This window comes from Ruegeria sp. CJ9, assembly GCF_056536625.1.
Window position 1 is genome coordinate 263,084 of sequence record NZ_JBQFPY010000005.1, and the last position, 23,789, is coordinate 286,872.

The following is a 23,789-nucleotide window of genomic DNA, read 5'->3' on the forward strand; positions in this document are numbered from 1 at the left end:
ATGAGACCACGGGAATTCGACGCGGTGGGAGGAACATGAGCCATATTGTCGTCATCGGTGCCGGGCAGGCGGGGTCGTCGCTTGTTGCCAGGCTGCGCAAAGACGGGTTCGAAGGGGACGTCACTCTGATCGGGGCCGAGCCGCATCTGCCTTATCAGCGCCCGCCGCTGTCCAAGGCTTATCTGCTGGGTGAAATGGAGCTGGAGCGCCTGTTCCTGCGGCCCGAAAGTTTCTATGCCGAGAACAATATTACCCTACGTTTGGGTCAACGCGTGACGGCGATTGATCCGCAGGCCAAAACCGTGACCGTAGGGGATGAGGTCATCGCATATGACGAACTGGCCCTGACCACCGGGTCGGACCCGCGCTACCTGCCTGCCGCGATTGGCGGTGATCTTGAAGGTGTCCACGTAGTACGCGATCTGGCCCATATCGACGAGATGGAGCCCCGCGTGAAAGACGGCGCGCGCGCCCTGATCGTGGGCGGCGGCTATATCGGGCTTGAGGCCGCGGCAGTCTGCGCCAAGCGCGGGGTCAAGGTGACTTTGGTCGAGATGGCCGACCGCATCCTGCAACGGGTGGCCGCGCCCGAGACCAGCGATTACTTCCGCGCATTGCACAGTGAATATGGCGCCGATATCCGCGAAGGTGTCGGGCTGGATCGTCTGGTGGGCGACAACGGCAAGGTGGTTGGTGCGGTTCTGACCGACGGCACCGAGATCGAGGTCGATTTTGTTGTTGTCGGTGTCGGCATCGTCCCATCTACTCAACTGGCCGAGATCGCAGGGCTTGAGTTGGAGAACGGCATTAAGACCGATGCGCATGGTCGAACCTCTGATCCGGCGATCTGGGCGGCGGGCGACTGCGCGTCCTTCCCACATGGCGATGCCCGTATTCGTCTGGAAAGCGTGCCGAACGCGATTGATCAGGCCGAGATCGTAGCCCAAAACATGCTGGGCGCAGCCAAGGACTATGTGGCGACACCGTGGTTCTGGTCGGATCAGTATGACGTCAAACTGCAGATCGCGGGCCTGAACACCGGCTATGACCGCGTGGTGACCCGTCAGGGTGACGGTCAGACCGTGTCCTTCTGGTACTACAACGGCGATCAGCTGATCGCCGTTGACGCGATGAATGATCCTCGCGCTTATATGGTTGGCAAGCGTCTGATTGAGGCGGGCAAAACCGCTGATCCGGCCGTGGTCGCCGACCCGGACGCGGATCTGAAACCGCTGCTCAAGGCGTGAGGATCATCGCCGGAGAGTTCCGGGGCCGGGCCTTGGCGTCGGTTGGCAAAGGGGATGCGGGCGCTCATTTGCGCCCCACCACCGACCGGGTGCGCGAAAGCCTGTTCAACGTGTTGGGTCATCAGATCGACTTTGACGGGCTGCGCGTTCTGGACCTGTTTGCCGGAACCGGCGCGCTGGGGCTTGAGGCGCTGTCGCGCGGCGCTGCACGGGTGACCTTTGTGGATGACGGGCGGGTGGCGCAGGGGCTGATCCGCAAGAATATCGACCTGACCCGCAGCGCCGACCGCACCACCTTGATCCGCCGGGACGCCACGCGGCTGGGCGAAAATCCGGGTGCGCCCTATGATCTGATCTTTCTGGATCCGCCTTATGGAAAATCCATGGGGCAAAAGGCCATCGCTGCCCTGTCCCATGGCTGGATTGCCGACGACGCGCTGATCGTGTGGGAGGAAAACAGCCCCATGGCAGCGCCGCAGGGGTTCGACCTGCAGGACAGCCGGAAATACGGTGACACGCATATCTCGTTGATGTGGCGAAATGTTTCAGGCTGAAACCCTGCGGGCAAGGTTCTGCTGACACCCGGTTTGCACCTGCGCGCACGGTTGGCTAGGCACAGTGCAAAACAAAGAGGGCAGGCATGCACGATCTGGTCATTTTCGATTGCGACGGTGTTCTTGTGGACAGTGAACCGCTGTCCAATCAGGTGCTGGTCGACAATCTTGGACGGTATGGGCTGAACTTGACGCTGGAAGACAGTGTTGCGTTCTTTCTTGGGGGTACAATGACCGGAGTGCGCGACAAGGCCCGTGCGCTGGGCGCAAACCTGCCCGAAGATTGGGTCGATGAGGTTTATGCAGAAACCTATGATCGTTTGCGGCAGGGCGTGGATCTGGTTTCGGGTATTCCGGAACTGCTGACCGCGCTGGATGCCAAGGGCATCCCCTTCTGTGTGGCGTCAAATGGAAGTCCCGACAAAATGCAGATCACTCTGGGCCAGAACGGTTTGTGGGAGCGTTTTAGCGGCGCAATGTACTCCGCCCATGTCTTGGGAACCGCCAAGCCTGATCCGGTCATGTTCCAGACGGCCGCCGATCAATTCGGGGCCACCGCACCAGTGGTGATCGAAGACAGCCAGAACGGCGTAATGGCAGCCAAACGCGCGGGCATGCGCTGTCTGGCCTACGCGCCGCATGGGCAGGGCGAGAAGCTGGCGGAACTTGGGGCCGAAGTCTTTACCGATATGGCCGAGGTTCCGACGCTTTTGGGAATCTGACCTGGACGTGCTAGCATTCGGGGCATGGACCGTACCTTAAATCCCCCGATCTGGACCCTTTCAAAGGATACGGAATCGACTACCGGCCCCGAACGCAATCCCATGCGCGCGCCGGTATTCATCCATGACGCAGTAACGCCGTGGAGGGATGAGACATTGCTGCTGAAGCTATTGCGCGATCAGGCCGTCAATCAGGACGAATAGGTTGGGTGAAACTTGTTGCCCGGTGACAGGGTAAAGATCTCAACCCCATCTGCCGTGACACCCACCGAATGTTCGAACTGCGCCGATAGTGACTTGTCACGGGTCACGGCGGTCCAGTCATCGGCCAGCGTTTTGGTCTCGGGGCGGCCCAGATTGACCATCGGCTCGATGGTGAAGAGCATGCCTTCTTCCAGCTTCGCTCCGGTCCCCGGACGGCCATAGTGCAGCACGTTGGGCGGGGCGTGGAACACACGACCCAACCCGTGGCCACAGAAATCGCGGACAACGCTCATCCGGTGCGCCTCGACATAAGCCTGAATCGCGTGGCCGATATCGCCGAAGGTGTTGCCCGGCTTGACCATCTCAATGCCTTTGAACAGCGCATCATGGGTCACCTGAATCAGACGCTCTGCCTTGCGGGGCAGTTTGCCGGCCACGAACATGCGCGAAGTATCGCCGAACCAGCCGTCAACGATGACGGTAACGTCGATATTCAGGATGTCGCCATCCTTCAGGCGCTTGTCGCCTGGGATGCCGTGGCAGACCACATGATTCACGCTGATACAGCTTGCGTGCTGATAGCCCTTGTAGCCTATGGTGGCCGACGTTGCGCCTGCATCCTCGACCATCTGAGTGATCAGGCGGTCGATCTCACCGGTTGTTTGGCCGGGAAAGACATGATCCGCAATATCGTCGAGTATCCGCGCCGCCAGTGCCCCTGCCGCGTGCATGCCGGCAAAGTCACCCTGTTCATAGATGCGGATGCCATCCTTGGTCAGACGGCCACGATGTTCTTTCATGGATGCGAGGCTCCAAATGTTTCGCGCAGCACTCCTTTTACGCTGCTTGTGCAGAAAGTACCAGAGGGCGTTGGGTCGTAATGTCAAGTCCGCGCCCGGTCTGGTACCTGATCGCATATAGACCCTCAGGTAATTTTCAACTAGCACAAAGCAAGGCTGCGCGGGTGCGCGAAACAGGAGAAGGCGTGCAAATGCAAAGAAAAGCAGACCAGTTGAGGGCCGAGATCACCAATATCAGCGCGCTTCTCCAGGCTGGTCGGCTGGATCAGGCCTTTAAACGCGCCACCAAGGCGGCCAAGAAATGGCCTAAGGCTGCGGCGTTGCCCCGAATTGCCGGTCTGTGCGCAATTCAGCAGCAGAACTTCAAGCAGGCCCAGATTTATTTTGAACGCGCTTGGCGGCTGGACCCCGGCAATGCCGAACTTATCCAGAACTATGGCCTGAGCTTGATTCAAGGCGGCGAACCGGCTGCTGCCTTGAAGTTTCTGGAAAAAATCAGCGCACGTGGTCCTCTCAGCCCGGCGCAGCTGTTCATTCAGGCGTTGGCCCTGCTGCAAGAGCAAGAAGCGGAAATGGCCCTTGTAGCCATCGAACAAGTCCTGAAGCGCGAACCCGCCAATGTGAATGCGCAAATTCTGAAGGCGGACATTCTGGACGCGTTGCAGCAATGGGATAGTGCTGTAGACATGTTGAATACGCTGGTTCGAAAAAACCCGCGGTTTCTTCCCGGCCTGTTGCGTCTTGCCAGATCTCAGTTGGGTTTGGGCCAGCTTGGCGAGGTGTTAAAGAACCTACGCACAGCCCTGGTGCAAGCGCCTGGTCACCCCGAGGCGCTTGAGATGATGGCGGGGTTGCCCAACCTGACCTTCGAGGATGCCGCAACGCTGAAGACGCAGATCGCAGCTGCGCTGGAGCGCGGCGTGCCAAACCCTAAGGATGCTGTGATGGTATGCTTTGCTGCGGCCAGCCTGGCACGCCGCGAAAAGAACACACCGCTTGAAATGCAGCACCTGTCTGAGGCTCATTTGATGCAGCGTGCGGGGTTTGACTCTTGGGAAGAACGCAGCGTGCAGGAATGCGATAAACGGCTGGCTGCGCCATTGCCCGCTGCCCAGCCCAAACCATCCAAGGGCAGTACCCGGCCGATTTTTGTGGTTGGTCTACCCCGGTCGGGCACCACGCTGGTCGAGCGTATTCTGGGCCGTCACTCTGCTGTTCAGGGTTTGGGTGAGCTGGCATCAGTACACCAATGGGCCAGACAGGCCGAAGCGCAACCACCCGAATGGCGCGAGGCTCATAATCTGGCCGATTTCTACACGGGTAAGCTGCCTTCGTTGACAAATGGCGCAGTGGCTTTTGTGGACAAAGCACCGGGCAACTACGCTTTTTTGGGTGAGATTGCGCAAGCTTTCCCCAATGCCGTGATTTTTAACGTGCTGCGAGACCCGCGCGATGTCGCGCTGTCCATGTGGCGCGCGAATTTTGGCGCGGGCGGGTTGTATTTCACCCATGACCTGGACTGGATGGCGGCCGAGGCCAACCGGTATCAGCGCTATATGCGGCACTGGCACAAGGTACTGCCCGGGCGCATTCACGACGTTCGGTACGAGACGTTGGTAGGCAATCTGGAAGAAACCGCAAAAGAACTGGCTCAGATTTGCGATCTGTCCTTTGAGGACGCGATGCTGTCACCGGACAAGTCCCCGAACGCGATTAAGACGGCCAGTAACCTACAGGCGCGCAAGCCGGTCAATGCCGCCTCGGTCGGGGGCTGGCAGGCGGTGACAGATGAGTTCGAGCCGTTTGTGAACGGACTGGATGCCGAGTTGTGGGCAGAGTTTCTGGATGCGCCGGGCGATGCTGAGGAACAGCAAGCCTGAAACCGGTTGCGCCCTTATCCATTGTGGCCGCTTCGGTTCAATCCCTTGCGGGCAAACGATCGCGCGCAAGCGCAGTCCAGAAATCGACCCCCAAGAGCAGCAATTCATCATTGAAATCGTAATCGCTGGAGTGCAGCGGTTGCCCATGCGGTCCGGTTTCGCCATTTCCCATCAGCAGAAAACAGCCCGGAACGGCCGCGCTGAAATGAGCGAAATCTTCGGAAAAGCTCATGGGTTGGCAGTCGGGGATGGTGTCGGCGCCGATGAATCGTGCGGTCCGAACAACGGCCTGTGTGGGTTCCTCGGCATTAATTGTTTCGATGAATTCCGTGTTGAACATGACATCGACCGAGACCCCGTGCGCGATGGCCACACCGCGTGCGATTTCGCGCATCAGGCCCTCGATGGTGATGCGGTCTTCGGGGCTGCGGGCGCGTACGTCGCCTTTCAAAGTCGCATGTCCCGGCAGAACATTGCGTTGCCCATCGGTCAGAAACTCGGTTACTGACACCACTGCCCCGGCACCGGGGGCAAGTTTACGCGATACGATGGTCTGCAATGCCTGCACCATGTCCGCGCCAATGGTTATCGCATCGCGCCCTGCTTGCGGCATCGAGGCATGACCCCCCTGACCGGTGATTGCAATCTCGAACAGGCTTTCTGAGGAACAGATCAACCCGATCCGCGTCGATACCTGCCCGACAGGGGCACCGGGAAGGTTGTGAATGGCATAGATCTCGTCCACCGGAAACTGTTCCAGAATCCCTTCATCAATCATCGCCCGCGCGCCGAGCCCATGTTCTTCATTGGGCTGGAACAAAAAAACTATGGTGCCATCGAAGCCGGGATCAGCAGCCAGTTCCTTCGCGGCGCCCAGCAACATCGACATGTGGCCGTCATGCCCACAGGCATGCATCACGCCGTCGGTCTCCGAAGGGTAATCGTGCTGGCTGGTCTCATGGATTGGCAGGGCATCCATATCAGCGCGCAGCCCGATGGCCCGGTTGCCTGTACCCGCTTTCAACACCCCCACGACGCCGACGCCTTCGTGAACGTCCAGCCCAAGGTCGCGCAAAAATTCCGCTACTTTGGCCTTGGTACGTGTCTCATCGAACCCAAGTTCCGGAAAGCGGTGAAAATCTTGCCGCAAGGCAACTAGCTTTTCTTGATTGGACTCCAAGTGCGTTCCCCTGACTGGTTGGTAAATCGTTGGTGCGGGTGACCCGGGCATAGTCAAACGCGCGGACCGGGAAATGGCAACGGGCGCAACAGATAAAATCCGGCCTTATCCGGGTTGCGCCCAAATCCTTTCGCCGACCGTGATTTCGGTGGGTGCAATGCGCGTGCCGTAAATCAGCCGCTCGACCCCTTGCCCCTGCGCGACCTCGAACGCGGCCGCGTAGGCTGGGTCGATATCCGCGGCCAGCGCGAACCGGTCGCAATCGGTGCGCTGCATCAGATACAGCATGATCGCGCGGTGCCCCTGCGCCGCCATCTCCGCCAATTCGCCCAGATGTTTTGTGCCGCGCGCAGTGACGCTGTCCGGGAACTCGGCCAGTCCCGGTTGGCGAGACAGGGTGACGCTTTTAACCTCGACATAGGCATCTGGCAGGCCCGGTTGGGTCAATAAAAAGTCGATGCGGCTGTTTTCGCCGTATTTCACCTCGGGGCGGACGGTCCTATAGGCAGCAAGTTCCGGAATCTCACCAGCTTCCAGTGTCGCGCGCAGGGCTTTGTTGGGAACCGAGGTGTCGACCCCGGTAAAGTGTCCATTTTCATGATCGACCAAACGCCAGCCGTATTTCAGTTTCTTCTTCGGGTCGTCATTGGGCTCAAGCCAGATTTTCCCACCCGGCTCCGCCAGACCCATCATTGAGCCCGGATTGGCGCAGTGTGCGGTCACCTCGCGCCCGTCCTCCAACGTGCAATCGGCCAGGAAGCGTTTGTAGCGTCGGATCAGGCGGGCGGGGACAAGGGGGGTTTCAAATTTCATGCCTCAGGGCCTATACCTGCCCCAAAGGTCGATCAAGAGGGAGGCACGCGCCATGGCCAATCCAACCGCTGCAATGCTGGTGATCGGGGATGAAATCCTTTCAGGCCGCACCCGAGATGCGAATATGCATTACCTCGCCGGTGAACTGACCAAACATGGCATCGATCTGAAAGAGGTGCGCATTGTCAGCGACGACGCATCCGCCATTGAAACGGCGGTCAAGGCGTTGTCGGAAGCCTATGACAATGTCTTTACCAGCGGTGGGATCGGCCCGACCCATGACGATATCACCGCCGACAGCATTGCCCGTGCGTTCGACACGCCTATCGACGTGCGCGAGGATGCGCGCGCTTTGTTGCAGGCCCGCTATGACAAATCCGGGCAGGAGTTGAACGCGGCCCGCCTGCGTATGGCGCGCATTCCGGACGGGGCGGCGCTGATCGACAATCCGGTTTCGACCGCGCCGGGGTTCACCATTCAGAACGTGCATGTGATGGCCGGGGTGCCCTCGGTGTTTCAGGCGATGGTTGCCAGCGTGTTGCCCGGCCTGACCGGTGGCAGCCCGTTGTTGTCGCAAACCCTGCGCGTGGAACGTGGTGAGGGTGATATCGCGGGCCCGCTGTCCGCCTTAGCTGAAGATTTCTCGGACCTGTCCATCGGCAGCTACCCGTACCAGATCAACGGCGTGTTTGGGGCGAACGTGGTTGTGCGCGGCACAGACGGGGCGCGGATCGACGCGGCTGTCACCCGGTTGGCGAAAGAGCTTGATCTGTGAGCGTCAACTGGCCCGACATCGTTGACGGCACCTGGCCCGCTGCGGGCTATGAACGGCTGGGTCCGTTTCAGCTGCGACAAGGGCAGGGCGGCGGATCGCGGGTGTCAGCGGCCAGTGCATTGGGTCCGGTGACCGAAGCTGATATCAACGGTGCCGAGGCTGCGATGCAGGCGATGGGGCAAAAGCACCTGTTCTGTCTGCGTCCGGGGGATGAGGCATTGGATGCTCAGCTTGCCGCGCGCGGGTATGAGGTTCTGGATCCGGTTAACATCTATGCCTGTCCGACAGGCCACCTCACCGATACACCGATCCCGCGCGTGATGGTCTTTCCCACGCCGGAACCCCTTGCGATCATGCGTGAAATCTGGGCGCAGGGGGGAATTGGCCCGGCGCGGGTTTCCGTGATGGATCGGGTGAAAGGCCTAAAAACAGGGCTGCTGCTGCGCCGCGACGATCAACCCGTCGGTACTGTATTTGTCGCGATACAGGACGGTGTTGCGATGGTTCACGCGCTTGAGGTTCTGCCGCAGCACCGGCGACACGGGTTGGGTGCCTGGGCGATGCGCGCGGCAGCCTTTTGGGCACAGGAAAACGGTGCCGAAACACTCAGCGTGATCTGCACCAAGGCGAATGCTGCGGCCAACGGGCTTTATCACGCACTTGGGATGGAGATTGTCGGCGAATACCACTACCGTCAGCTTGTCCAAGGAGAGAGCCTGACGTGACCGACCAGAATATGCCCACCGCGCTGAATTTGCCGATGGTGGACCCGCTGCCGCCCGAGACGCAGAAATACTTTGATATCTGTGTGGAAAAGCTGGGCTTTGTACCGAATGTGCTGCGGGCCTATGCGTTTGATATCGACAAGCTGAACGCATTTACGGCGACGTATAACGATCTGATGCTGGGCGACAGTGGGCTGAGCAAGCTGGAACGGGAAATGATCGCCGTGGTCGTGTCGGCGATCAACAAATGCTTTTACTGCCTTGTGGCCCATGGCGCAGCGGTGCGGCAATTGTCGGGCGATCCTCAACTGGGTGAGATGCTGGTGATGAACTACCGTGTGGCGCCACTGGACCCGCGACAGCGCGCGCTGCTGGATTTCGCCGCCAAAATCACGACTTCCAGCGCCGAGATCGAAGAGCCCGATCGCCAACACCTACGGGATGTCGGGCTGACAGACCGGGATATCTGGGACCTTGCCAATGTCACCGGATTTTTCAACATGTCGAACCGGGTTGCCAGTGCTACGGCCATGGCCCCGAACGACGAATATCACGCGCAGGCCCGATGACCCGAATTGCCTTTCTGATCCTGGTGTTGCTGGCCGGACCGCTTGCCGCGCAAGACCTGACCCTGCCTAGCGGCGCACGTCAACTCAGCGACCGTGTCAGCCCCTTGGACAGTTACGATCTGCCAACTGGCCCCTTTGCCGATGGCAGCCTGCCCGTGCGCCACGTCGAAGGGCAGATTGAGCGCATCACATGGCGTGTGCAATCGGGCTCTAGCACCACGTTGCAATTGTTGGCGCCATTGCGTGAACAGATCATCGCGCAGGGCTATGAGGTTTTGTTCGAATGCGAGGCTCGGAACTGCGGCGGGTTCGATTTCCGCTTCGGGACCGAGGTGGTGCCGACCCCCGACATGTATGTCTCGATCCAGGATTATCGCTTCTTGGCTGCCACGCGCGGGGATGAGGTGCTGAGCCTGCTGGTCAGCCGCAACCCGCCCAGCGGCTATGTGCAGATGATCCGTGTCACCCCGGTTGGTGTCGCTGCTCCGCCGCCGCTGGTGATTGAGGAAACGGTCAGTGGTTCGGACGGCCTGCTGAGCGAATTGGCCCAGAACGGGCATGTGATTCTGGACGACCTGCATTTCCGTACCGGTGAGATCACGCTGGGTGACGGGCTCTTTGCCTCTCTGGATTTGATTGCCGGGTATTTGGCCGACAATCCGGGTACGCGGCTGGCGTTGGTGGGCCACACAGATGATACCGGCGCGCTGGATGCTAATATCTCGGTTAGCACGGGTCGGGCGCAAGCGGTGCGAACCCGCCTGATCGAGGCGCATGGGGTTGCCGCCGACCGGCTTGAGGCGCGGGGGATTGGGTATCTGGCGCCGTTGACGTCAAACGCGACCGCCGAAGGGCGCGACCTGAATCGCCGGGTTGAGGCCGTATTGCTGGTCAATTGATCGCACCGACTTAGGTCAGTGAGAGGTCCAAGAGTGAAGGAGCCCGCCATGGCCGATCAGACACAAACCCCTCAGGCATTGATCATCGGCGCGGGGGCAGGCCTGTCGGCCTCATTCGCGCGGGCCTTGGCTCGGGATGGATATGCGCTGCACTTGACCGCGCGCGATATCGCGAAACTGGAACCACTGGCTGCCGAAACGGGTGCGACGCTTCATCAGCTGGACGGTACGGATGCCACGGGCGTAGCGGCGTTGGTCGCCGATCTGCCGGGTGAATTGCGTGTGGCCTGTTACAACCCTTCGGCCCGGCAGCGTGGTCCCATCACCGATCTGGACCCCGAAACGGTACGCAAGGCAGTTGAAGTAACGGCCCACGGGGCCTTTTTGTTAGGGCAGGCCGCTGCCCGCCGCATGCTGGACCAGCCGATGCGGGACAACCGGCGCGGAACGATTCTGTTCACCGGTGCCTCGGCTGGGGTCAAAGGCTTTCCGCTGTCCGCACCCTTTGCCATGGGCAAATTTGCACAACGCGGATTGGCGCAATCCATGGCGCGCGAGTTGCACCCCAAAGGCATCCACGTGGCGTGGGTCAATATCGACGGTGGCATCCGCAATGCGTCCCGTCCGGAACGGGTTGAGGCTACGGACAACCCCGACAGCATGTTGGACCCGGACGCCATCGCGCGGGAATACATGCATTTGGTACATCAGGACCGATCCGCCTGGAGTAACGAGCTGACCTTGCGTCCTTGGGTCGAGCGTTTCTAAAAGACAATCAAGAAAAAAAGACCCGCACTGATGCGCGGGCCGTCGAGGTTCACCGGGGGAGATCTTTCCTGTTACTTGCACTATCACTGGCAAAAGAGACGATTTGTCGACAAAACGAAGACGATCTGTGGTTGTTCTTCGACTAATCGCCTTCGGTTGGCTCTGACCGTCAGGGTTTCTGACTGCGACGTTGATTTCGCAAGCGCGCAATCAGGCCATATTCCGCGATCCAGTCAGCATAGACGTGATAGTCTTCGTCGGTCATAAGATGCTTTTCTTCCGTCTTGGCGCGCGCGTAATACAGTGCATTCACCCCCAACAACAAAATGCAGCTTTGAAGGGCGGCCGCTGGTCCGACGGCCGAAAGAAATGGCATGTAAAGCATCCACCACATGATGTTTTTGGACAGATAGGCAGGATGCTTGGAATAACGAAACGGCCCGGTCGTGATAATCCCGCGATGGGTCAGGTTCGAAAAACGAAGCCCGAACGCAGCGGTTGCCCAGGCATAGATTATGGCAAGCAACAGAATTACGCCGCCCCAAACAATCAAAAGCACAGGCTGATCCGACAGCCAATCCGTCCATGATTGCGTGCCTGCGCGATAGTCGAGCGGGCCGCCAGTGGTCATCAACGCGAAGGGGGGATAACACACCAGCGCAGCGACCCAGGCAGACAGATACGGGTTCGCAGTTCTAATATGTGAATCGAGAACCCGGAACGTGCAGACATAGCCAATCGACCCGATGCACACATCCACAAGAAAGGAAACCTGGATCAAGAGCAGGATGAGCGACACTGGATCGGCAAAAAAGCTCTCTAGATCCGCGTTGGTCACGAAACTGACGATCTGCGGTAGGATGGTGATCATGAAGGCCAGGAAAAACCCTTTGACCAGCCATGTCCTGCAATGGTCTTTAATCTTTTCAGAATCCACGACGGAAAGCTGCAGGGTGATCAGCTTACCAAAGTGCCAAAGCTCGTCGCGCGGCTCGACCATGTGGCGGGTGGTGAAGGCAATATAAGCTGGGGACAGAATCCAAATTATAGGAAACCACGCAAGGGTCAGTGCGCGAACCAGCTCGTATTTTGACGAGTCGTAGGTCGGAATGATCTGGTAGGCCATGGCGATGACGAAAAAGGTCGCCCCAAGGCCCAGGGTCTTTGTTACCGTGATTGAGACAACATCTGAAGAGTGCCTCCTGAGCCTATAATCCAATCCTGTTGAGGCGCGCAAATGGGCCTTGTCCAGCAGGATAGACGACACAATCATCGGAAGCGCGGCACCCGCCAACAACAACTGAATGGACTGCAACAACGGCGTGTCGAAATAGACGGCTGCCAATGTTGCTGCAAAAAGGCCGACTACGCCAATCAGGCCAGTGATTTCGCTTACGGCTGAAACCGGGGGCGTTTTTGACCCTGTTGACGATGCAGGACGTGCGTCGCCATCGGCGTGCTCGGTGCTATTCTCGGTCTGAATAGCTGTATTCATTTGTTCAGCCTGTTGAGCATCGGGTCAGTCCACCCAATCCATCAGGCCTTTTTCCGCAAAGGACTGAACCAGGAAATCGATGAACGCGCGTACTTTGGGCTGCGTGAAGCGGCCGGGTGGATAGACGGCATAGATACCCTGCACCTCATCGGGCAATGACGGCATCGCATCCAGTACCTCGCCGGATTTCAGCGCCTCGGCATATAGGTAGCTGGGCAGATATGCGATCCCCAGCCCCGAGATCGCCGCGTTCAACAGCGACTGACCGTCATTCACGCTGAGCCAACCGGCGGTGCGCACTTGTCTTTTTTCACCTGACGGTGCGGTCAACCTCCAGACATTGCCCGAGGATTGGCTCGAATAATGCAGCAGCTTGTGTTCATTCAGATCGTCGATTTTCTGCGGACGACCGAATTTCTCGATATAGCTGGGCGCGGCCACCATTCGTTTCACGGTTTCGGTCAGTTTACGTGCGCGCAGGGTGCTGTCCTCAAGCTCACCAATGCGTACGGCGACGTCGAAGCCTTCGGAAATCAATTCCACGTAACGGTTGTTCAGAACCATATTCACGGTGATATCCGGGTACGCGGCCAAAAAGTCCGACAGCACCGGCGACAGATGGTTCACCCCGAAATCTGTCGCCACGCTGATTCGCAGCAGGCCAGAAGGTGCCGATTGCATTGAGGTGACCAGCGCATCCGCTTCGCCCGCGTCATTCAGTACGCGGCGCGCGCGGTCGTAATAGGCCAGCCCGATCTCGGTCGGGGATACCCGACGCGTGGTACGGTTCAGCAATCGTGCGCCCAGCCGTGCCTCAAGGCTTGATACATGCTTTGATACTGCAGATTTAGAAATACCCATCTTCTTGGCCGCATCGGTGAACCCACCCTGATCCACCACATTGGCAAAGGCTTCCATTTCGGTCAGTCGGTCCATACTCGTTCCCCGGGTGTTTTGTCTCTGCCTGACTTTGGCGCCCAATCTGGGCGGAAACGGGGCAGACATGGGATAATATCAGGGATTTAATTGCTATCGTTTGCAGATGGGAAACGCGGAAACAATAGTTTCCAAGGTGACTACACCCCAAAAAAGACAAAGAGTTTAGGGGCATTGGCGCGAATATGCTAAGATGAGAATGGCAAATTTGTGACCACGGAGGAGATCATGAAAGCCTTTTTCGCCCTTGCTGCCCTGTGCCTGTCCGCAACCCTTGCGTTGGCCGGTGGAGAAACGCCATCCAACCCCGAAGCAAAGGTTTATTTCGTCAATCTGGCGGACGGGGATACCGTCAAGTCCCCTGTGACGGTGGTCTTTGGTCTTAGCGGCATGGGCGTGGCCCCGGCCGGGACCGAGAAGGAAAACACCGGTCACCATCATTTGCTGATTGACCGCCCACCGCTAGGAGAGGGCGAAGACGGCGCGGATGAGCTGGCCTATGGTTTGCCCGCAGACGACAATCACCTGCATTTTGGTGGCGGTCAGACCGAAGTGACGCTGGACCTTGCCCCCGGTGAACACACGCTGCAACTGGTGTTGGGCGATGCAGGGCACGTGCCGCATGCAACACCAATTGTGTCCGAGGTGATTACGATTACGGTGGAGTAGTCACCAGAACTGCCAGCTAAAACGGTTTACATTAATTTGATTGTCGGAAACTCTGCCTCGGAACAAGTTGGAGGCGGCATGTCGCTTGAGTTTTTTCTGACATCCCTAATTGTGGTGCTATTGCCGGGGACCGGTGTGATATACACGCTGGCCGTTGGTCTTGGGCGCGGTTTTCGCGCCAGCCTTGCGGCCGCAGTTGGATGTACAATTGGAATCGTTCCGGCAGCGCTTGCCAGTATCATCGGGCTTGCCACGCTTTTGCATACCAGCGCGCTGGCGTTTCAGCTCATCAAGTATCTGGGTGTCCTTTATCTGTTTTATATGGCTTGGGGGATTCTCAAAGATGGCGGCGCATTGGAGGTCAATGCCGAGAAATCCTCGGTAAGCCACGTCAAAATCGCGGTGACCGGAACTTTGATCAATGTTCTGAACCCCAAACTATCCTTGTTCTTTCTGGCCTTCCTGCCACAGTTCTTACCGGCAGGTACGGCGAACGCAGGGCTGGAACTGATCAAGCTCGCCCTTGCCTTCATGGCACTGACCTTTGTGGTCTTTGTTGGATACGGAGCCTGCGCGGCGCTGGCGCGGGATTATGTCATTCACCGACCATCCGTCATGACCTGGATCAAGCGGTGTTTCTCAACCGCGTTTGGTGCGCTGGGCGTCAAGCTCGCGCTTTCCGAGTAACCTTTGTACGAACTCAGAGGCTAGCCGCCAACCGTGTGCCCTGATTGATCGCCCGCTTGGCGTCCAGCTCTGCCGCTACATCCGCGCCACCAATCACGTGCGGGGTGATGCCGCGATCGATCAGCGCGTTGGCAAGGCAGCGTTCAGACACCTGACCAGAACACAGAACAATCGTATCCGCTGGGATGACAGTCGGATCAGCGCGTTCTTCGCCAAAGGTTACATGCAGGCCGTCCTCGTCGATGCGTTCATAGTTCACGCCGCCTACGAAATTGACGTTTTTCATCTTTAGCGTTGCGCGGTGAATCCATCCCGTAGTTTTGCCCAGCCCTTTGCCGTGTGCCTGCTTCTTGCGCTGCAACAGGGTGATCTGCCGCTTGGGAGCCTCGGGCTGCGGGCCTTCGGGGGCCAGGCCCGAGCGGTGATCCTCGGGGTCGGTCACACCCCATTCCTTCATCCAGACGGGCAAGTCGGTTGTGGGGCTATGTCCGTCTTCAATCAGGAATTCGGACACATCAAAACCAATGCCGCCTGCGCCGATCACGGCGACGGACGCGCCGACCTCGGCCTTGTTGCGCAGCACGTCGATATAGCTGAGGACGTTGTCCCGATCCTGTCCCGGTATCTGCGGATCGCGAGGGGTAACACCGGTGGCGATGATCACTTCGTCAAAACCGGTCAGGTCATCGGCACTAATCTCGCGGTTCAGTTCCACTTTCACACCCAGATCAGCCATCATGGTGCGGTACCAGTCGACCAGGCCCCAGAACTCTTCTTTACCCGGTACCTGTTTGGCCATGTTCAGCTGACCGCCAATTTCACTGGCGCGGTCGAACAGGGTGACCTCATGGCCGCGCTGGGCGGCGGTCATGGCGGTGGATAGACCAGCCGGGCCAGCACCGACAATAGCCACCGTCTTGACCGTATCTGCCTTGGCAATCTCCAACTCGGTCTCGTGGCAGGCGCGCGGGTTAACCAGGCATGAGGTCAGCTTGCCGCTGAACGTGTGATCCAGGCAGGCCTGGTTGCAGGCGATACAGGGCGCGATCTTGGCGCTGTCCCCGGCAATCGCTTTGTTCACGAAATCCGCATCCGCCAGCATTGGGCGGGCCATTGAGACCATATCGGCGCAGCCTGTCGCCAAAACCTCTTCGGCCACTTCCGGTGTATTGATCCGGTTTGAGGTGATCACGGGGATCGAGACCTTGCCCATCAGCTTTTTGGTCACCCACGCAAAGGCGGCGCGGGGAACACTGGTCGCAATCGTCGGAATCCGTGCCTCGTGCCAACCGATGCCGGTGTTGATGATCGTCGCACCGGCTTGTTCGACCCGCCGCGCCAATTCCACCACCTCATCATGGGTTGAGCCGTTGGGGATCAGGTCAATCATCGACAGGCGGTAGATGATGATGAAGTCCGTTCCCACCGCCTCGCGCGTGCGGCGTACGACTTCGATGGGCAGGCGCATCCGGTTCTCATACGACCCGCCCCAACGATCGGTGCGCTTGTTGGTGTGGGTTACAAGGAACTGATTCAGGAAATACCCTTCAGAGCCCATGATCTCGACCCCGTCATAGCCTGCCTTCTGGGCCAATCGGGCAGCGTTGACGATATCGCTGATCTGTTTCTCGATGCCGTCTTCGTCCAACTCGTTTGGCGGAAACGGCGAGATCGGAGACTTCACAGGGCTGGGGGCTACACATTTCGGGCCATAGGCATAGCGGCCCGCGTGCAGGATCTGCATCGCGATCTTGCCGCCTGCTTCGTGTACCCGCTGCGTCACGATGGAATGGTTCGCCACTTCTTTGTCGTTGGTCATCATTGACGCACCCGGCAGGACCGAGCCTTCAAGGTTCGGGCCAATCCCGCCCGTCACCATCAGTGCTACGCCACCCCGCGCACGGTCGGCATAGAACTCGGCCACGCGGTTCCAATCGCCGGTTTCCTCAAGCCCTGTATGCATCGAACCCATCAGCACGCGATTCTTCAACGTGGTAAAACCCAGATCCAGCGGGGCCAGCATGTTTGGGTACGCAGTCATGGCGAAACTCTCCCTCACGAATTTGCAACCTAAATTGACGCGCGCGTAAACTTTGTCACGCGAAACCTAACGTCACCCCCTTTGCGGACCTCGCGGCGCTTGTTAGAGGTTGCCTGAACATCCCCATGAGGCCACGCATGACCCCCGAAGAAATCGCCAAACTTCCCTATCGCCCCTGCGTCGGGTTGATGCTGATGAATGCCGACGGCAAGATTTTTGTCGGCCAGCGTAATGACCGCCATAAGGACGCGTGGCAGATGCCGCAGGGTGGGGTGGACAAGGGTGAGGACCCCCGCGATGCTGCCTTGCGTGAGCTATGGGAAGAAACAGGCGTGACCGCTGATCTGGTCAAGGTAGTGGCCGAGACCGATGGCTGGCTGCCTTATGACCTGCCGCATGAGATTGTGCCCAATATCTGGAAAGGCCGTTTTCGCGGGCAGGAACAGAAATGGTTCCTGCTGCGCTTTACCGGCCGCGACGATCAGATCAATATCGCAACGGATCACCCGGAATTCACCCGCTGGAAATGGCAAGACCCCGGCAAGCTGATCGCGGAAATCGTGCCCTTCAAGCGTGAGGTCTATGAGCAGGTGGTGGACGCGTTCGCCGATTACCTGTCATAAACCAGCATGCAGATCGAAGATATTTGGCCGAAATATCGCGCTCGTCTAAAGGCGTTTTTGCATTCGCGCGTGTCTAATGCGGCGGATGTGGATGACCTGCTGCAAGAGATTTCGGTCAAGGTCTTCACCGGCCTGCCTGATTTGAAAGATCCGGCCAAGCTGCAGCCGTGGCTGTTTCAGACGGCGGATCGCACTATCATTGACCACTATCGCAAAGCGGGCCGTGCGCAGGCGCATCCGGATGACCTGTGGTATCATCGTGATGATCCCGAAACCCGTCAGGATCTTGAAGGCTGTGTCGAACCCTTCATTCGGGGTTTGCCCGCCGAGACCGCAGATATGTTGATGGCCATAGACATCAATGGCATGTCACAACGCGATTATGCACAGGCGCATGGGCTGTCCTATTCGACCCTCAAGTCACGCGTTCAAAAAGGTCGGTCCGAGCTGCGCAAGGCGTTTGAAGACTGCTGCAATATTTCGATGGATGTGCGGGGAAACATCTCGGGCGTGCAGGAAAAATCCACCAATTGCAGAAAATGTTGATCTGATCGTCGTCTTTTTGGCGTGGGCTTCGTCTGACAGGTGAAGCAACCAAAAGGAAAGACCAATGATCCGTATCATCAGCTTTAAAATCTGCCCCTTCGTTCAGCGCGTCACGGCGCTGCTTGAGGCCAAGCAGGTGCCTTATCAAATTGACTTCATCAGCCTTAGCGACAAGCCTGATTGGTTTCTTGAGCTGTCGCCCACAGGCCAGGTGCCGGTGCTGGTGACCGAAGGCGGCACGCCGCTGTTCGAGTCAGACGCAATCGCTGAATATCTTGATGAAGTCGCTGCCCTGCTGCAACCCGATCTGACGCCCGAACAGCGCGCCTTGAACCGAGCGTGGAGCTATCAGGCCAGCAAACACTATCTGGTTCAGTGCAGCACCATGCAAAGTGCGGACAGCGCGGTATTTGGTGAACGCGTGACCAAATTGAACGCCGCCTTTGCCAAGGCGGAAAAACAACTGGGCGATGGTCCGTTCTTTGCAGGGGAAACGCTGGGCAATGTGGATATGGCATGGCTGCCCTTGTTGCACCGCGCTGCGATTGTCGCCGATCACAGTGGGCACGACATGCTGGCCGATTATCCCAAGGTGAAAGCGTGGCAGCGGGCCCTACAGGCCACGGGCATTCCGCAGAAATCCGTGTCCGACGACTTTCACGACCGCTTCACCGATTTCTATCTGACTGAGCGCACCTGGCTGGGTCGGGGTGCGAATGTGAACGAGGCTCCGTCGGCGACCGAAGTGAAACAATCCGGTGGCTGCTGCGGCTGATCGTTCACCGGCCCGCACGTTGGCGTGAGAGGGCGTGGTCGCATGTCCTAGCCCTCTCTAGCTTGGTGCGTATGAAAGACACCGCGCATCCCCAGCCCGCCATTGCCCCCGCCGGACGCAAGTTCACAGGCACCGACCGTCGTGCCCCCTTGCGTGGCGGTTTGCAAAGTTGCAGTGAATTTGGCGCGGGACAGACAGCGGGGCGGTTTTACCCCATCGCCTGCGTCGCGCTTGAGGTCACCCAGCACTGCAATCTGGATTGCACGCTATGCTACCTCTCGGACCGGGCCGAGATGACCTTTGACCCACCGCTTTCGGCTCTGTTTGCACGGCTCGCCACGATCCGCAGCCACTATGGCACAGGTGTCTCGGTACAACTGACGGGCGGTGATCCGACCCTGCGCAAGGTCGAGGATCTTGAGGCCCTGTGCTGCGAGATCCGCCGTCTGGGCATGCGGTCCTGCCTGATGACCAACGGTATCCGCGCCAGCCGGGCTTTTCTGACGCGGCTGGCAGCGGCAGGGTTGGATGATGTCGCCTTTCACGTCGACCTGACCCAGGAACGAAAAGGGTTCAGCTCCGAGGTCGAATTGAACACCGTGCGCCGCGCCTACATCCGCCGCGCGCGCGGGTTGGGGTTGCGTATCCTGTTCAATACCACCGTGTTTGGCGGCAATTTCGGCGAGATACCGAAATTGGCCCGGTTTCTGCGTGACCGCCCCGAGGTTGCCTTTGTGTCGTTCCAGATGCAGGCCGATACCGGGCGTGGTGTTCTGCGCGTGCGGCCGGATGCGATCACGCAGGACAGTGTGACGCGCGCGATTGAGGCAGGCTACGGCACGCCGCTGCATTTCGACACAGCTGCCGTTGGGCATTCCAAATGCAACCGTTATGCCAGTGTGGTCACCGCTGGAGGGCGCGCGGTCTCGTTGCTGTCGAACCGGCGGCTGGTGCATCGGGTGATCGCCGCGCTTGAAGGCGTAGACGATAGGCAGGACGCGCATATCCGCATCCACCCCAAACTGCGGCGCATGATCCGGCGGCACCCGCTGCTGGCTTTGCGGGCGCTTGGTCATCTGGCGTTAAGCGTGGCGCGTCTGGGATCAGGGCTGCTGCGCGGCCCGGTGCGGCGGCAGGCCGTGTTCATCCATAACTTCATGGCGGCGGATGCGCTTGAGGAGGATCGTTGCGCCTCATGCGTGTTCATGGTCGCGACGGCTAACGGACCGCTGTCGATGTGTGTACACAATGCGCAGCGTGATATGCATCTGGCCAGCCCGGACCGGATCGAAGGCCCGACCGGCCCAAGCTGGTGGAACGCCGCCGTGCCGCGCCTGTCTGGTGGGCCGGAGCTGCCCGAGCTTGGCGACCCCTCGCTTGCCCCGCTGAAGCGGCTCAAGGGTCAGATGCGGGCCCTGCGCCAGACCCGGAAGGACGCGTCATGAGATATCTGTTGATCCTGCTGCTGCCCTTGCTGGCCGCCTGCGCCAGTGTTGAGCGTTTGGCGCTGCCCGCGCCTGAGACCTTGCCGGGGCAGACCTTGACCAGCTATGCGCCACTGCCCGGACAACGGGTTGATCACAGTGATTGGACGGCTTTCCTGTCCCGTTATGTCGCGCCGGATACGCAAGGTGTAAATCGGCTGGCTTATGGGCAGGTGACGCAGGCCGACCGGGCGCGGCTGGATGGTTATCTGACCGATTTGCAAGCCGTGGATCCGAGGCAACTGACTCGCGATCAGCAGCTGGCCTATTGGATCAATCTCTATAATGCAGTGACGGTGGATGTGGTTCTTGATAACTATCCCGTGGCCTCGATCCGCGACATCAAAGACGGGCCGCTGTCGATCGGCCCCTGGAACCGGCCTCTGGTTGAGGTGGCGGGGCAGACGCTGACCCTGAACGATATCGAGCATCGCATCATCCGACCCACATATGATGAGCCCCGCATCCACTATGCGTTGAACTGCGCGGCCGTGGGTTGTCCCAATCTGATGAGCCGCGCTTGGCAGGCCGAGACCTTGGAGCAGGACTTTGCCGCGACCGAGCGTGCCTATGTCAATGATCCGCGCGGAGTGCGGTTCAATGATCACGGGAGGCCTGTCCTGTCAAAAATCTACATCTGGTTCCGCGAAGATTTTGGACCAAATGAACAGGCCGTGCTGGCCTATATTCGAACGGTCGCCGATCCCGACTTGCGGGCCCGACTGCAGCAAACACAGCGGGTCAGGGCGTATGATTACGATTGGCGGCTGAACGACGCAGCCGGTTCATAGCACGATCTTCCGATCACACCTGGCCGAGAATACCCTGCGGGAGTTCCACGACGCGGTTCATGTCGGGTGTCGCAACAGGCACAAGGATACCGCGCCGATACCAGGCCGGTCTGTGGCGATTGCTTTGAACGTTCCGGACGTGACTGAGATGAGCATCGCTATCATCGACCTGACCCAAAGCAATGTGGTCAAGAATAATCCGTTCCCACTTGTCCAGATTCTTCCACGAGCGCGGCGCGTTCTTCATCATGATCTTTCGGTCACGATGGGCCTGATGCACGGCGTTCGAACACATCCGCATGTGCAGCAGATACAGCCCTTCAGGCATGTTTACAGTGTAGGAAGATGATCCTCGAGGGTTTATGTGAACCCCATGGTTTTCCAGCCGCATGCCATTTCGTACCGCAAACGCCTTGGAATACCTCGCAAGAACCAGACCATAGCGCCGCTGGGTGGTGATAGGGTCTGGCGTCAGTTCCTTTTCGCTTTCGTGTTGGAAAACCTCAAGGCCGAGGGCAAAGGCGAACGGAACCTCCTGACGCTGCAGTATCTCGGGCACGGTTCCATATGCCCTGTCCGCGACAATGAACTCATCCGAATCCGTGCGAATGACCCAATCATAAGAACTGGACAGAAACTGAACGAAGCGATGCAGCATTTCGAACCGCCACGTGTCGAAATTCGCAACGGGCTCCCTTGGGACAGTGATGCAGTTGCACCCTTGGGCAATCTCACGGTGCCGTGGGTCGGCACCATGAGAGACGATAAAAAGGTTTTCGCGGCCCAGCATGTCGCCGTAATAATCGCACCAGCGCGCCAGCATTTCATAGTCGCGGTACACCATCGTCAGCGCAGCTATTTTCATGCGATGCCCTCTGTCCGGCCCTGACTTTTTACAGCAAGCCTGCGGCGCGCAGCAGTTCCTGCATATTTGCTTCGGGCCTTGGGCCGATATGGCTGATCACTTCACGGGCGCAGACATTGCCGATGCGGGCGCAGGTCTCATAATCGCGACCGGTGGCCATGCCATACAGAAACCCGGCGGCAAACTGGTCGCCCGCGCCGGTCGCGTCCACCGGCACCACCTTTTCCACCGAAACGTCGGTGCGCTGACCGTCATACAGAACCGTTACCCCGTCACCCGACCGGGTACACACGACCAGAGGGCAGATCGCGGCGGTTTTTGCCAGCGCTTCTTCCAGATCGTCGGTTTCGAACAGCGACTTGATCTCGGCCTCGTTGCCGATGACGAAATCCAGCTCGTTCTCGATCAGCAGCAGGAAATCGACCCGGTGACGTTCCACGCAGAACGGGTCCGAGATGGCGATGCCCGCCATTCCGCCGCCTTTGTGACAGTTTCGCGCAGCCTCAAGAAACGCCGCCTTGCCCTTTTCCTTGTCGAACAGATACCCCTCAAGGAACATAAGCTGGCTGTTGCCTGCCACGTCAGCAGAGACGTCCGCCGAGGACAACTCGGACGAAATCCCCAAATATGTGTTCATCGACCGTTCCCCATCGGGCGAGACAAAGATCATTGAGCGCGAGGTCGGCAGTTCGCCACCCGGCACCGGCGGGTTCACGAAATCCACGCCATCTTCGTTCATCGCATCCGCATAGAACCGGCCCAGCGCGTCATCATGCACCCGCCCGATAAACGCGGCATCCAGCCCCAGTGCGCCGGCCCCGGCGATGGTATTTGCCACAGACCCGCCCGGCGTCTGAACCCGACCTTCCATCGAGGCATACAGCACCTCGCCGCGTTCCTGTTCGATCAGCTGCATGATGCCTTTTTCGATGCCCATCAGTTCCAGGAAACTGTCATCGGCCTGGGAAATCACGTCCACAACGGCGTTTCCGATGCCAACAAGCTGGTAGGTTTTCATAGGTTCTTGTCCTCAAATTCGCAGAGATCGCGGATGATACAGGTGCCGCACATGGGTTTGCGCGCCTTACAGTGATAGCGGCCATGCAGGATCAGCCAGTGATGTGCATGCAGCTGGAAATCGGTTGGAATGTTGTCTTCGATGGCACGCTCGACCGCGTCCACGTTTTTGCCCGGGCAGATGCCGCTGCGGTTGCCGACACGAAAGATATGGGTGTCCACCGCCTGCGCGGGATAGCGCCACCACATGTTCAGCACCACATTCGCCGTCTTGCGCCCCACCCCCGGCAGCGATTGCAGTGCCGCACGGGAATTGGGTACTTCGCCGCCATAGTCTTCGACCAGAATACGGCTGAGCTTGATGACGTTCTTGGCCTTTTGTCGAAAAAGACCGATGGTTTTGATGTGTTCGATCAGGCCGTCTTCGCCCAGATCCAGCATCTTTTGCGGGGTGTCGGCAACCTTGAACAACGCGCGTGTGGCTTTGTTGACGCCCGCGTCCGTCGCCTGCGCAGACAGCGCTACGGCTACGACCAAGGTGTAGACGTTCACATGCTCCAGCTCGCCCTTGGGTTCGGGGTCGGCGTCATGGAAACGCGTAAAGATCTCGCGGATCGTGTAATAGTCGAGTTGTTTTGCCATCCGGGCCTTAATGCCGCCCGCTGGCCCGTGACACAAGCCCAAAGCCAATGCGCAAGTTCCGGGTCGCTTGGACGTGGCCTGC

General features: G+C 58.9%; 26 protein-coding genes. 17 read left to right on the top strand and 9 right to left on the bottom strand.

All coding sequences use genetic code 11. From position 1 onward, the window contains the following. The first annotated feature begins 35 nt into the window (after positions 1-35). The 4 genes from ACR0AJ_RS12775 to ACR0AJ_RS12790 all read left to right on the top strand — a co-directional run bounded on the left by ACR0AJ_RS12775 (position 36) and on the right by ACR0AJ_RS12790 (position 2,727). Positions 36-1,247 (top strand): NAD(P)/FAD-dependent oxidoreductase, encoded by a 1,212-nt coding sequence (locus tag ACR0AJ_RS12775; RefSeq protein WP_170349762.1) that lies wholly within the window; start codon positions 36-38, stop codon positions 1,245-1,247. Then, the gene (gene rsmD / locus ACR0AJ_RS12780) at positions 1,244-1,801 is read left to right on the top strand and encodes a 16S rRNA (guanine(966)-N(2))-methyltransferase RsmD (protein WP_170376240.1); all 558 of its coding nucleotides are present in this window, start codon (positions 1,244-1,246) and stop codon (positions 1,799-1,801) included. Before ACR0AJ_RS12775 ends, rsmD begins: the two co-directional genes overlap by 4 nt. Positions 1,802-1,887: 86 nt before the next feature. Next, entirely contained in the window at positions 1,888-2,523 is a 636-nt protein-coding gene (locus tag ACR0AJ_RS12785; RefSeq protein ID WP_425081353.1) for an HAD family hydrolase, read from the top strand. 24 nt (positions 2,524-2,547) lie between these two features. Continuing rightward, positions 2,548-2,727, top strand: a complete 180-nt coding sequence (locus ACR0AJ_RS12790; RefSeq protein ID WP_170349765.1) for a hypothetical protein — start codon at positions 2,548-2,550, stop codon at positions 2,725-2,727. Here the strand turns inward: ACR0AJ_RS12790 and map are convergent. Then, complete coding sequence (gene map, locus ACR0AJ_RS12795) at positions 2,715-3,527, bottom strand: type I methionyl aminopeptidase (protein WP_480647731.1); 813 nt, start codon at positions 3,525-3,527, stop codon at positions 2,715-2,717. The two genes, ACR0AJ_RS12790 and map, sit on opposite strands and share 13 nt — an antisense overlap. Positions 3,528-3,718: 191 nt before the next feature. On the opposite strand from map, the gene ACR0AJ_RS12800 reads away from it, so the two are divergent. Beyond that, a complete protein-coding gene (locus ACR0AJ_RS12800) occupies positions 3,719-5,407 on the top strand; it encodes a tetratricopeptide repeat-containing sulfotransferase family protein (RefSeq protein ID WP_170349767.1) in 1,689 nt (562 codons plus the stop codon). Positions 5,408-5,444: 37 nt separating this feature from the next. Here the strand turns inward: ACR0AJ_RS12800 and ACR0AJ_RS12805 are convergent, their stop codons facing one another. After that, a complete protein-coding gene (locus ACR0AJ_RS12805; protein WP_480741016.1) occupies positions 5,445-6,587 on the bottom strand; it encodes an amidohydrolase in 1,143 nt (380 codons plus the stop codon). Positions 6,588-6,692: 105 nt separating this feature from the next. Further along, on the bottom strand, positions 6,693-7,400 hold the full coding sequence (gene sfsA, locus ACR0AJ_RS12810) for a DNA/RNA nuclease SfsA (RefSeq protein ID WP_480741017.1): 708 nt from the start codon (positions 7,398-7,400) through the stop codon (positions 6,693-6,695). Positions 7,401-7,452: 52 nt separating this feature from the next. Between sfsA and ACR0AJ_RS12815 the strand changes: the two genes are divergently transcribed. From ACR0AJ_RS12815 to ACR0AJ_RS12835, 5 genes are read left to right on the top strand one after another with little or no spacing between them, the layout of a single operon-like run. After that, a complete protein-coding gene (locus tag ACR0AJ_RS12815; RefSeq protein ID WP_170349770.1) occupies positions 7,453-8,175 on the top strand; it encodes a competence/damage-inducible protein A in 723 nt (240 codons plus the stop codon). Then, complete coding sequence (locus ACR0AJ_RS12820; RefSeq protein WP_480647737.1) at positions 8,172-8,900, top strand: GNAT family N-acetyltransferase; 729 nt, start codon at positions 8,172-8,174, stop codon at positions 8,898-8,900. The genes ACR0AJ_RS12815 and ACR0AJ_RS12820 overlap by 4 nt, the downstream gene beginning before the upstream one ends. Next, entirely contained in the window at positions 8,897-9,469 is a 573-nt protein-coding gene (locus ACR0AJ_RS12825) for a peroxidase-related enzyme (protein WP_480647739.1), read from the top strand. The genes ACR0AJ_RS12820 and ACR0AJ_RS12825 overlap by 4 nt, the downstream gene beginning before the upstream one ends. Beyond that, positions 9,466-10,368 carry an OmpA family protein gene (locus tag ACR0AJ_RS12830; protein WP_170349773.1) on the top strand — a complete coding sequence of 301 codons (903 nt, stop codon included), beginning with the start codon at positions 9,466-9,468 and terminating at the stop codon, positions 10,366-10,368. The genes ACR0AJ_RS12825 and ACR0AJ_RS12830 overlap by 4 nt, the downstream gene beginning before the upstream one ends. Positions 10,369-10,416: 48 nt before the next feature. Beyond that, positions 10,417-11,136, top strand: coding sequence for an SDR family NAD(P)-dependent oxidoreductase (locus ACR0AJ_RS12835; protein ID WP_170349774.1), 720 nt, complete (start codon positions 10,417-10,419; stop codon positions 11,134-11,136). Positions 11,137-11,305: 169 nt separating this feature from the next. Here the strand turns inward: ACR0AJ_RS12835 and ACR0AJ_RS12840 are convergent, their stop codons facing one another. Further along, on the bottom strand, positions 11,306-12,631 hold the full coding sequence (locus ACR0AJ_RS12840; protein ID WP_425081357.1) for a methyltransferase family protein: 1,326 nt from the start codon (positions 12,629-12,631) through the stop codon (positions 11,306-11,308). A 24-nt stretch (positions 12,632-12,655) separates the two neighbouring features. Beyond that, the gene (locus ACR0AJ_RS12845; protein ID WP_170349776.1) at positions 12,656-13,567 is read right to left on the bottom strand and encodes a LysR family transcriptional regulator; all 912 of its coding nucleotides are present in this window, start codon (positions 13,565-13,567) and stop codon (positions 12,656-12,658) included. 228 nt (positions 13,568-13,795) lie between these two features. Here ACR0AJ_RS12845 and ACR0AJ_RS12850 point away from each other — a divergent pair, with 228 nt between their 5' ends. Both ACR0AJ_RS12850 and ACR0AJ_RS12855 read left to right on the top strand, forming a co-directional pair. Further along, on the top strand, positions 13,796-14,236 hold the full coding sequence (locus ACR0AJ_RS12850; RefSeq protein ID WP_170376221.1) for a DUF4399 domain-containing protein: 441 nt from the start codon (positions 13,796-13,798) through the stop codon (positions 14,234-14,236). 78 nt (positions 14,237-14,314) lie between these two features. After that, a complete protein-coding gene (locus ACR0AJ_RS12855; protein ID WP_480741020.1) occupies positions 14,315-14,923 on the top strand; it encodes a LysE family translocator in 609 nt (202 codons plus the stop codon). Between the two features lie 13 nt (positions 14,924-14,936). On the opposite strand, the gene ACR0AJ_RS12860 is transcribed toward ACR0AJ_RS12855, so the two are convergent. Beyond that, on the bottom strand, positions 14,937-16,964 hold the full coding sequence (locus ACR0AJ_RS12860; protein ID WP_170349779.1) for an NADPH-dependent 2,4-dienoyl-CoA reductase: 2,028 nt from the start codon (positions 16,962-16,964) through the stop codon (positions 14,937-14,939). A 137-nt stretch (positions 16,965-17,101) separates the two neighbouring features. Here ACR0AJ_RS12860 and ACR0AJ_RS12865 point away from each other — a divergent pair, with 137 nt between their 5' ends. From ACR0AJ_RS12865 to ACR0AJ_RS12885, 5 genes are all read left to right on the top strand, one after another. Next, positions 17,102-17,587 carry an RNA pyrophosphohydrolase gene (locus ACR0AJ_RS12865; protein ID WP_170410760.1) on the top strand — a complete coding sequence of 162 codons (486 nt, stop codon included), beginning with the start codon at positions 17,102-17,104 and terminating at the stop codon, positions 17,585-17,587. Between the two features lie 6 nt (positions 17,588-17,593). Further along, the gene (sigZ, locus tag ACR0AJ_RS12870; protein WP_480741021.1) at positions 17,594-18,133 is read left to right on the top strand and encodes an RNA polymerase sigma factor SigZ; all 540 of its coding nucleotides are present in this window, start codon (positions 17,594-17,596) and stop codon (positions 18,131-18,133) included. A gap of 64 nt (positions 18,134-18,197) precedes the next feature. Further along, positions 18,198-18,908: a glutathione S-transferase family protein gene (locus tag ACR0AJ_RS12875; RefSeq protein ID WP_170549930.1), complete on the top strand. Its 711-nt coding sequence runs from the start codon at positions 18,198-18,200 to the stop codon at positions 18,906-18,908. Between the two features lie 71 nt (positions 18,909-18,979). Next, positions 18,980-20,353 carry a radical SAM protein gene (locus tag ACR0AJ_RS12880; protein ID WP_480741023.1) on the top strand — a complete coding sequence of 458 codons (1,374 nt, stop codon included), beginning with the start codon at positions 18,980-18,982 and terminating at the stop codon, positions 20,351-20,353. Next, on the top strand, positions 20,350-21,183 hold the full coding sequence (locus ACR0AJ_RS12885; RefSeq protein WP_170410754.1) for a DUF547 domain-containing protein: 834 nt from the start codon (positions 20,350-20,352) through the stop codon (positions 21,181-21,183). The genes ACR0AJ_RS12880 and ACR0AJ_RS12885 overlap by 4 nt, the downstream gene beginning before the upstream one ends. Before the next feature lie 13 nt (positions 21,184-21,196). Here the strand turns inward: ACR0AJ_RS12885 and ACR0AJ_RS12890 are convergent, their stop codons facing one another. Genes ACR0AJ_RS12890 through nth form a run of 3 tightly spaced genes read right to left on the bottom strand, consistent with a single transcriptional unit; the run spans position 21,197 to position 23,707 of the window. Continuing rightward, positions 21,197-22,048, bottom strand: coding sequence for a glycosyltransferase family 2 protein (locus ACR0AJ_RS12890; protein WP_170410751.1), 852 nt, complete (start codon positions 22,046-22,048; stop codon positions 21,197-21,199). A 28-nt stretch (positions 22,049-22,076) separates the two neighbouring features. Further along, positions 22,077-23,066, bottom strand: a complete 990-nt coding sequence (locus ACR0AJ_RS12895; protein WP_170410748.1) for an adenosine kinase — start codon at positions 23,064-23,066, stop codon at positions 22,077-22,079. Further along, entirely contained in the window at positions 23,063-23,707 is a 645-nt protein-coding gene (nth, locus tag ACR0AJ_RS12900; protein ID WP_170410745.1) for an endonuclease III, read from the bottom strand. Before nth ends, ACR0AJ_RS12895 begins: the two co-directional genes overlap by 4 nt. Positions 23,708-23,789 lie beyond the last annotated feature (82 nt).

Bases quoted from the DNA above. Each gene is read 5' to 3' on its own strand.
- ACR0AJ_RS12775 (WP_170349762.1), top strand. From the start codon at position 36: ATGAGCCATATTGTCGTCATCGGTGCCGGGCAGGCGGGGTCGTCGCTT.
- ACR0AJ_RS12785 (WP_425081353.1), top strand. From the start codon at position 1,888: ATGCACGATCTGGTCATTTTCGATTGCGACGGTGTTCTTGTGGACAGT.
- ACR0AJ_RS12790 (WP_170349765.1), top strand. From the start codon at position 2,548: ATGGACCGTACCTTAAATCCCCCGATCTGGACCCTTTCAAAGGATACG.
- map (WP_480647731.1), bottom strand. From the start codon at position 3,527: ATGAAAGAACATCGTGGCCGTCTGACCAAGGATGGCATCCGCATCTAT.
- ACR0AJ_RS12800 (WP_170349767.1), top strand. From the start codon at position 3,719: ATGCAAAGAAAAGCAGACCAGTTGAGGGCCGAGATCACCAATATCAGC.
- sfsA (WP_480741017.1), bottom strand. From the start codon at position 7,400: ATGAAATTTGAAACCCCCCTTGTCCCCGCCCGCCTGATCCGACGCTAC.
- ACR0AJ_RS12815 (WP_170349770.1), top strand. From the start codon at position 7,453: ATGGCCAATCCAACCGCTGCAATGCTGGTGATCGGGGATGAAATCCTT.
- ACR0AJ_RS12830 (WP_170349773.1), top strand. From the start codon at position 9,466: ATGACCCGAATTGCCTTTCTGATCCTGGTGTTGCTGGCCGGACCGCTT.
- ACR0AJ_RS12835 (WP_170349774.1), top strand. From the start codon at position 10,417: ATGGCCGATCAGACACAAACCCCTCAGGCATTGATCATCGGCGCGGGG.
- ACR0AJ_RS12840 (WP_425081357.1), bottom strand. From the start codon at position 12,631: ATGAATACAGCTATTCAGACCGAGAATAGCACCGAGCACGCCGATGGC.
- ACR0AJ_RS12845 (WP_170349776.1), bottom strand. From the start codon at position 13,567: ATGGACCGACTGACCGAAATGGAAGCCTTTGCCAATGTGGTGGATCAG.
- ACR0AJ_RS12850 (WP_170376221.1), top strand. From the start codon at position 13,796: ATGAAAGCCTTTTTCGCCCTTGCTGCCCTGTGCCTGTCCGCAACCCTT.
- ACR0AJ_RS12855 (WP_480741020.1), top strand. From the start codon at position 14,315: ATGTCGCTTGAGTTTTTTCTGACATCCCTAATTGTGGTGCTATTGCCG.
- ACR0AJ_RS12860 (WP_170349779.1), bottom strand. From the start codon at position 16,964: ATGACTGCGTACCCAAACATGCTGGCCCCGCTGGATCTGGGTTTTACC.
- ACR0AJ_RS12865 (WP_170410760.1), top strand. From the start codon at position 17,102: ATGACCCCCGAAGAAATCGCCAAACTTCCCTATCGCCCCTGCGTCGGG.
- sigZ (WP_480741021.1), top strand. From the start codon at position 17,594: ATGCAGATCGAAGATATTTGGCCGAAATATCGCGCTCGTCTAAAGGCG.
- ACR0AJ_RS12875 (WP_170549930.1), top strand. From the start codon at position 18,198: ATGATCCGTATCATCAGCTTTAAAATCTGCCCCTTCGTTCAGCGCGTC.
- ACR0AJ_RS12880 (WP_480741023.1), top strand. From the start codon at position 18,980: ATGAAAGACACCGCGCATCCCCAGCCCGCCATTGCCCCCGCCGGACGC.
- ACR0AJ_RS12885 (WP_170410754.1), top strand. From the start codon at position 20,350: ATGAGATATCTGTTGATCCTGCTGCTGCCCTTGCTGGCCGCCTGCGCC.
- ACR0AJ_RS12890 (WP_170410751.1), bottom strand. From the start codon at position 22,048: ATGAAAATAGCTGCGCTGACGATGGTGTACCGCGACTATGAAATGCTG.
- ACR0AJ_RS12895 (WP_170410748.1), bottom strand. From the start codon at position 23,066: ATGAAAACCTACCAGCTTGTTGGCATCGGAAACGCCGTTGTGGACGTG.
- nth (WP_170410745.1), bottom strand. From the start codon at position 23,707: ATGGCAAAACAACTCGACTATTACACGATCCGCGAGATCTTTACGCGT.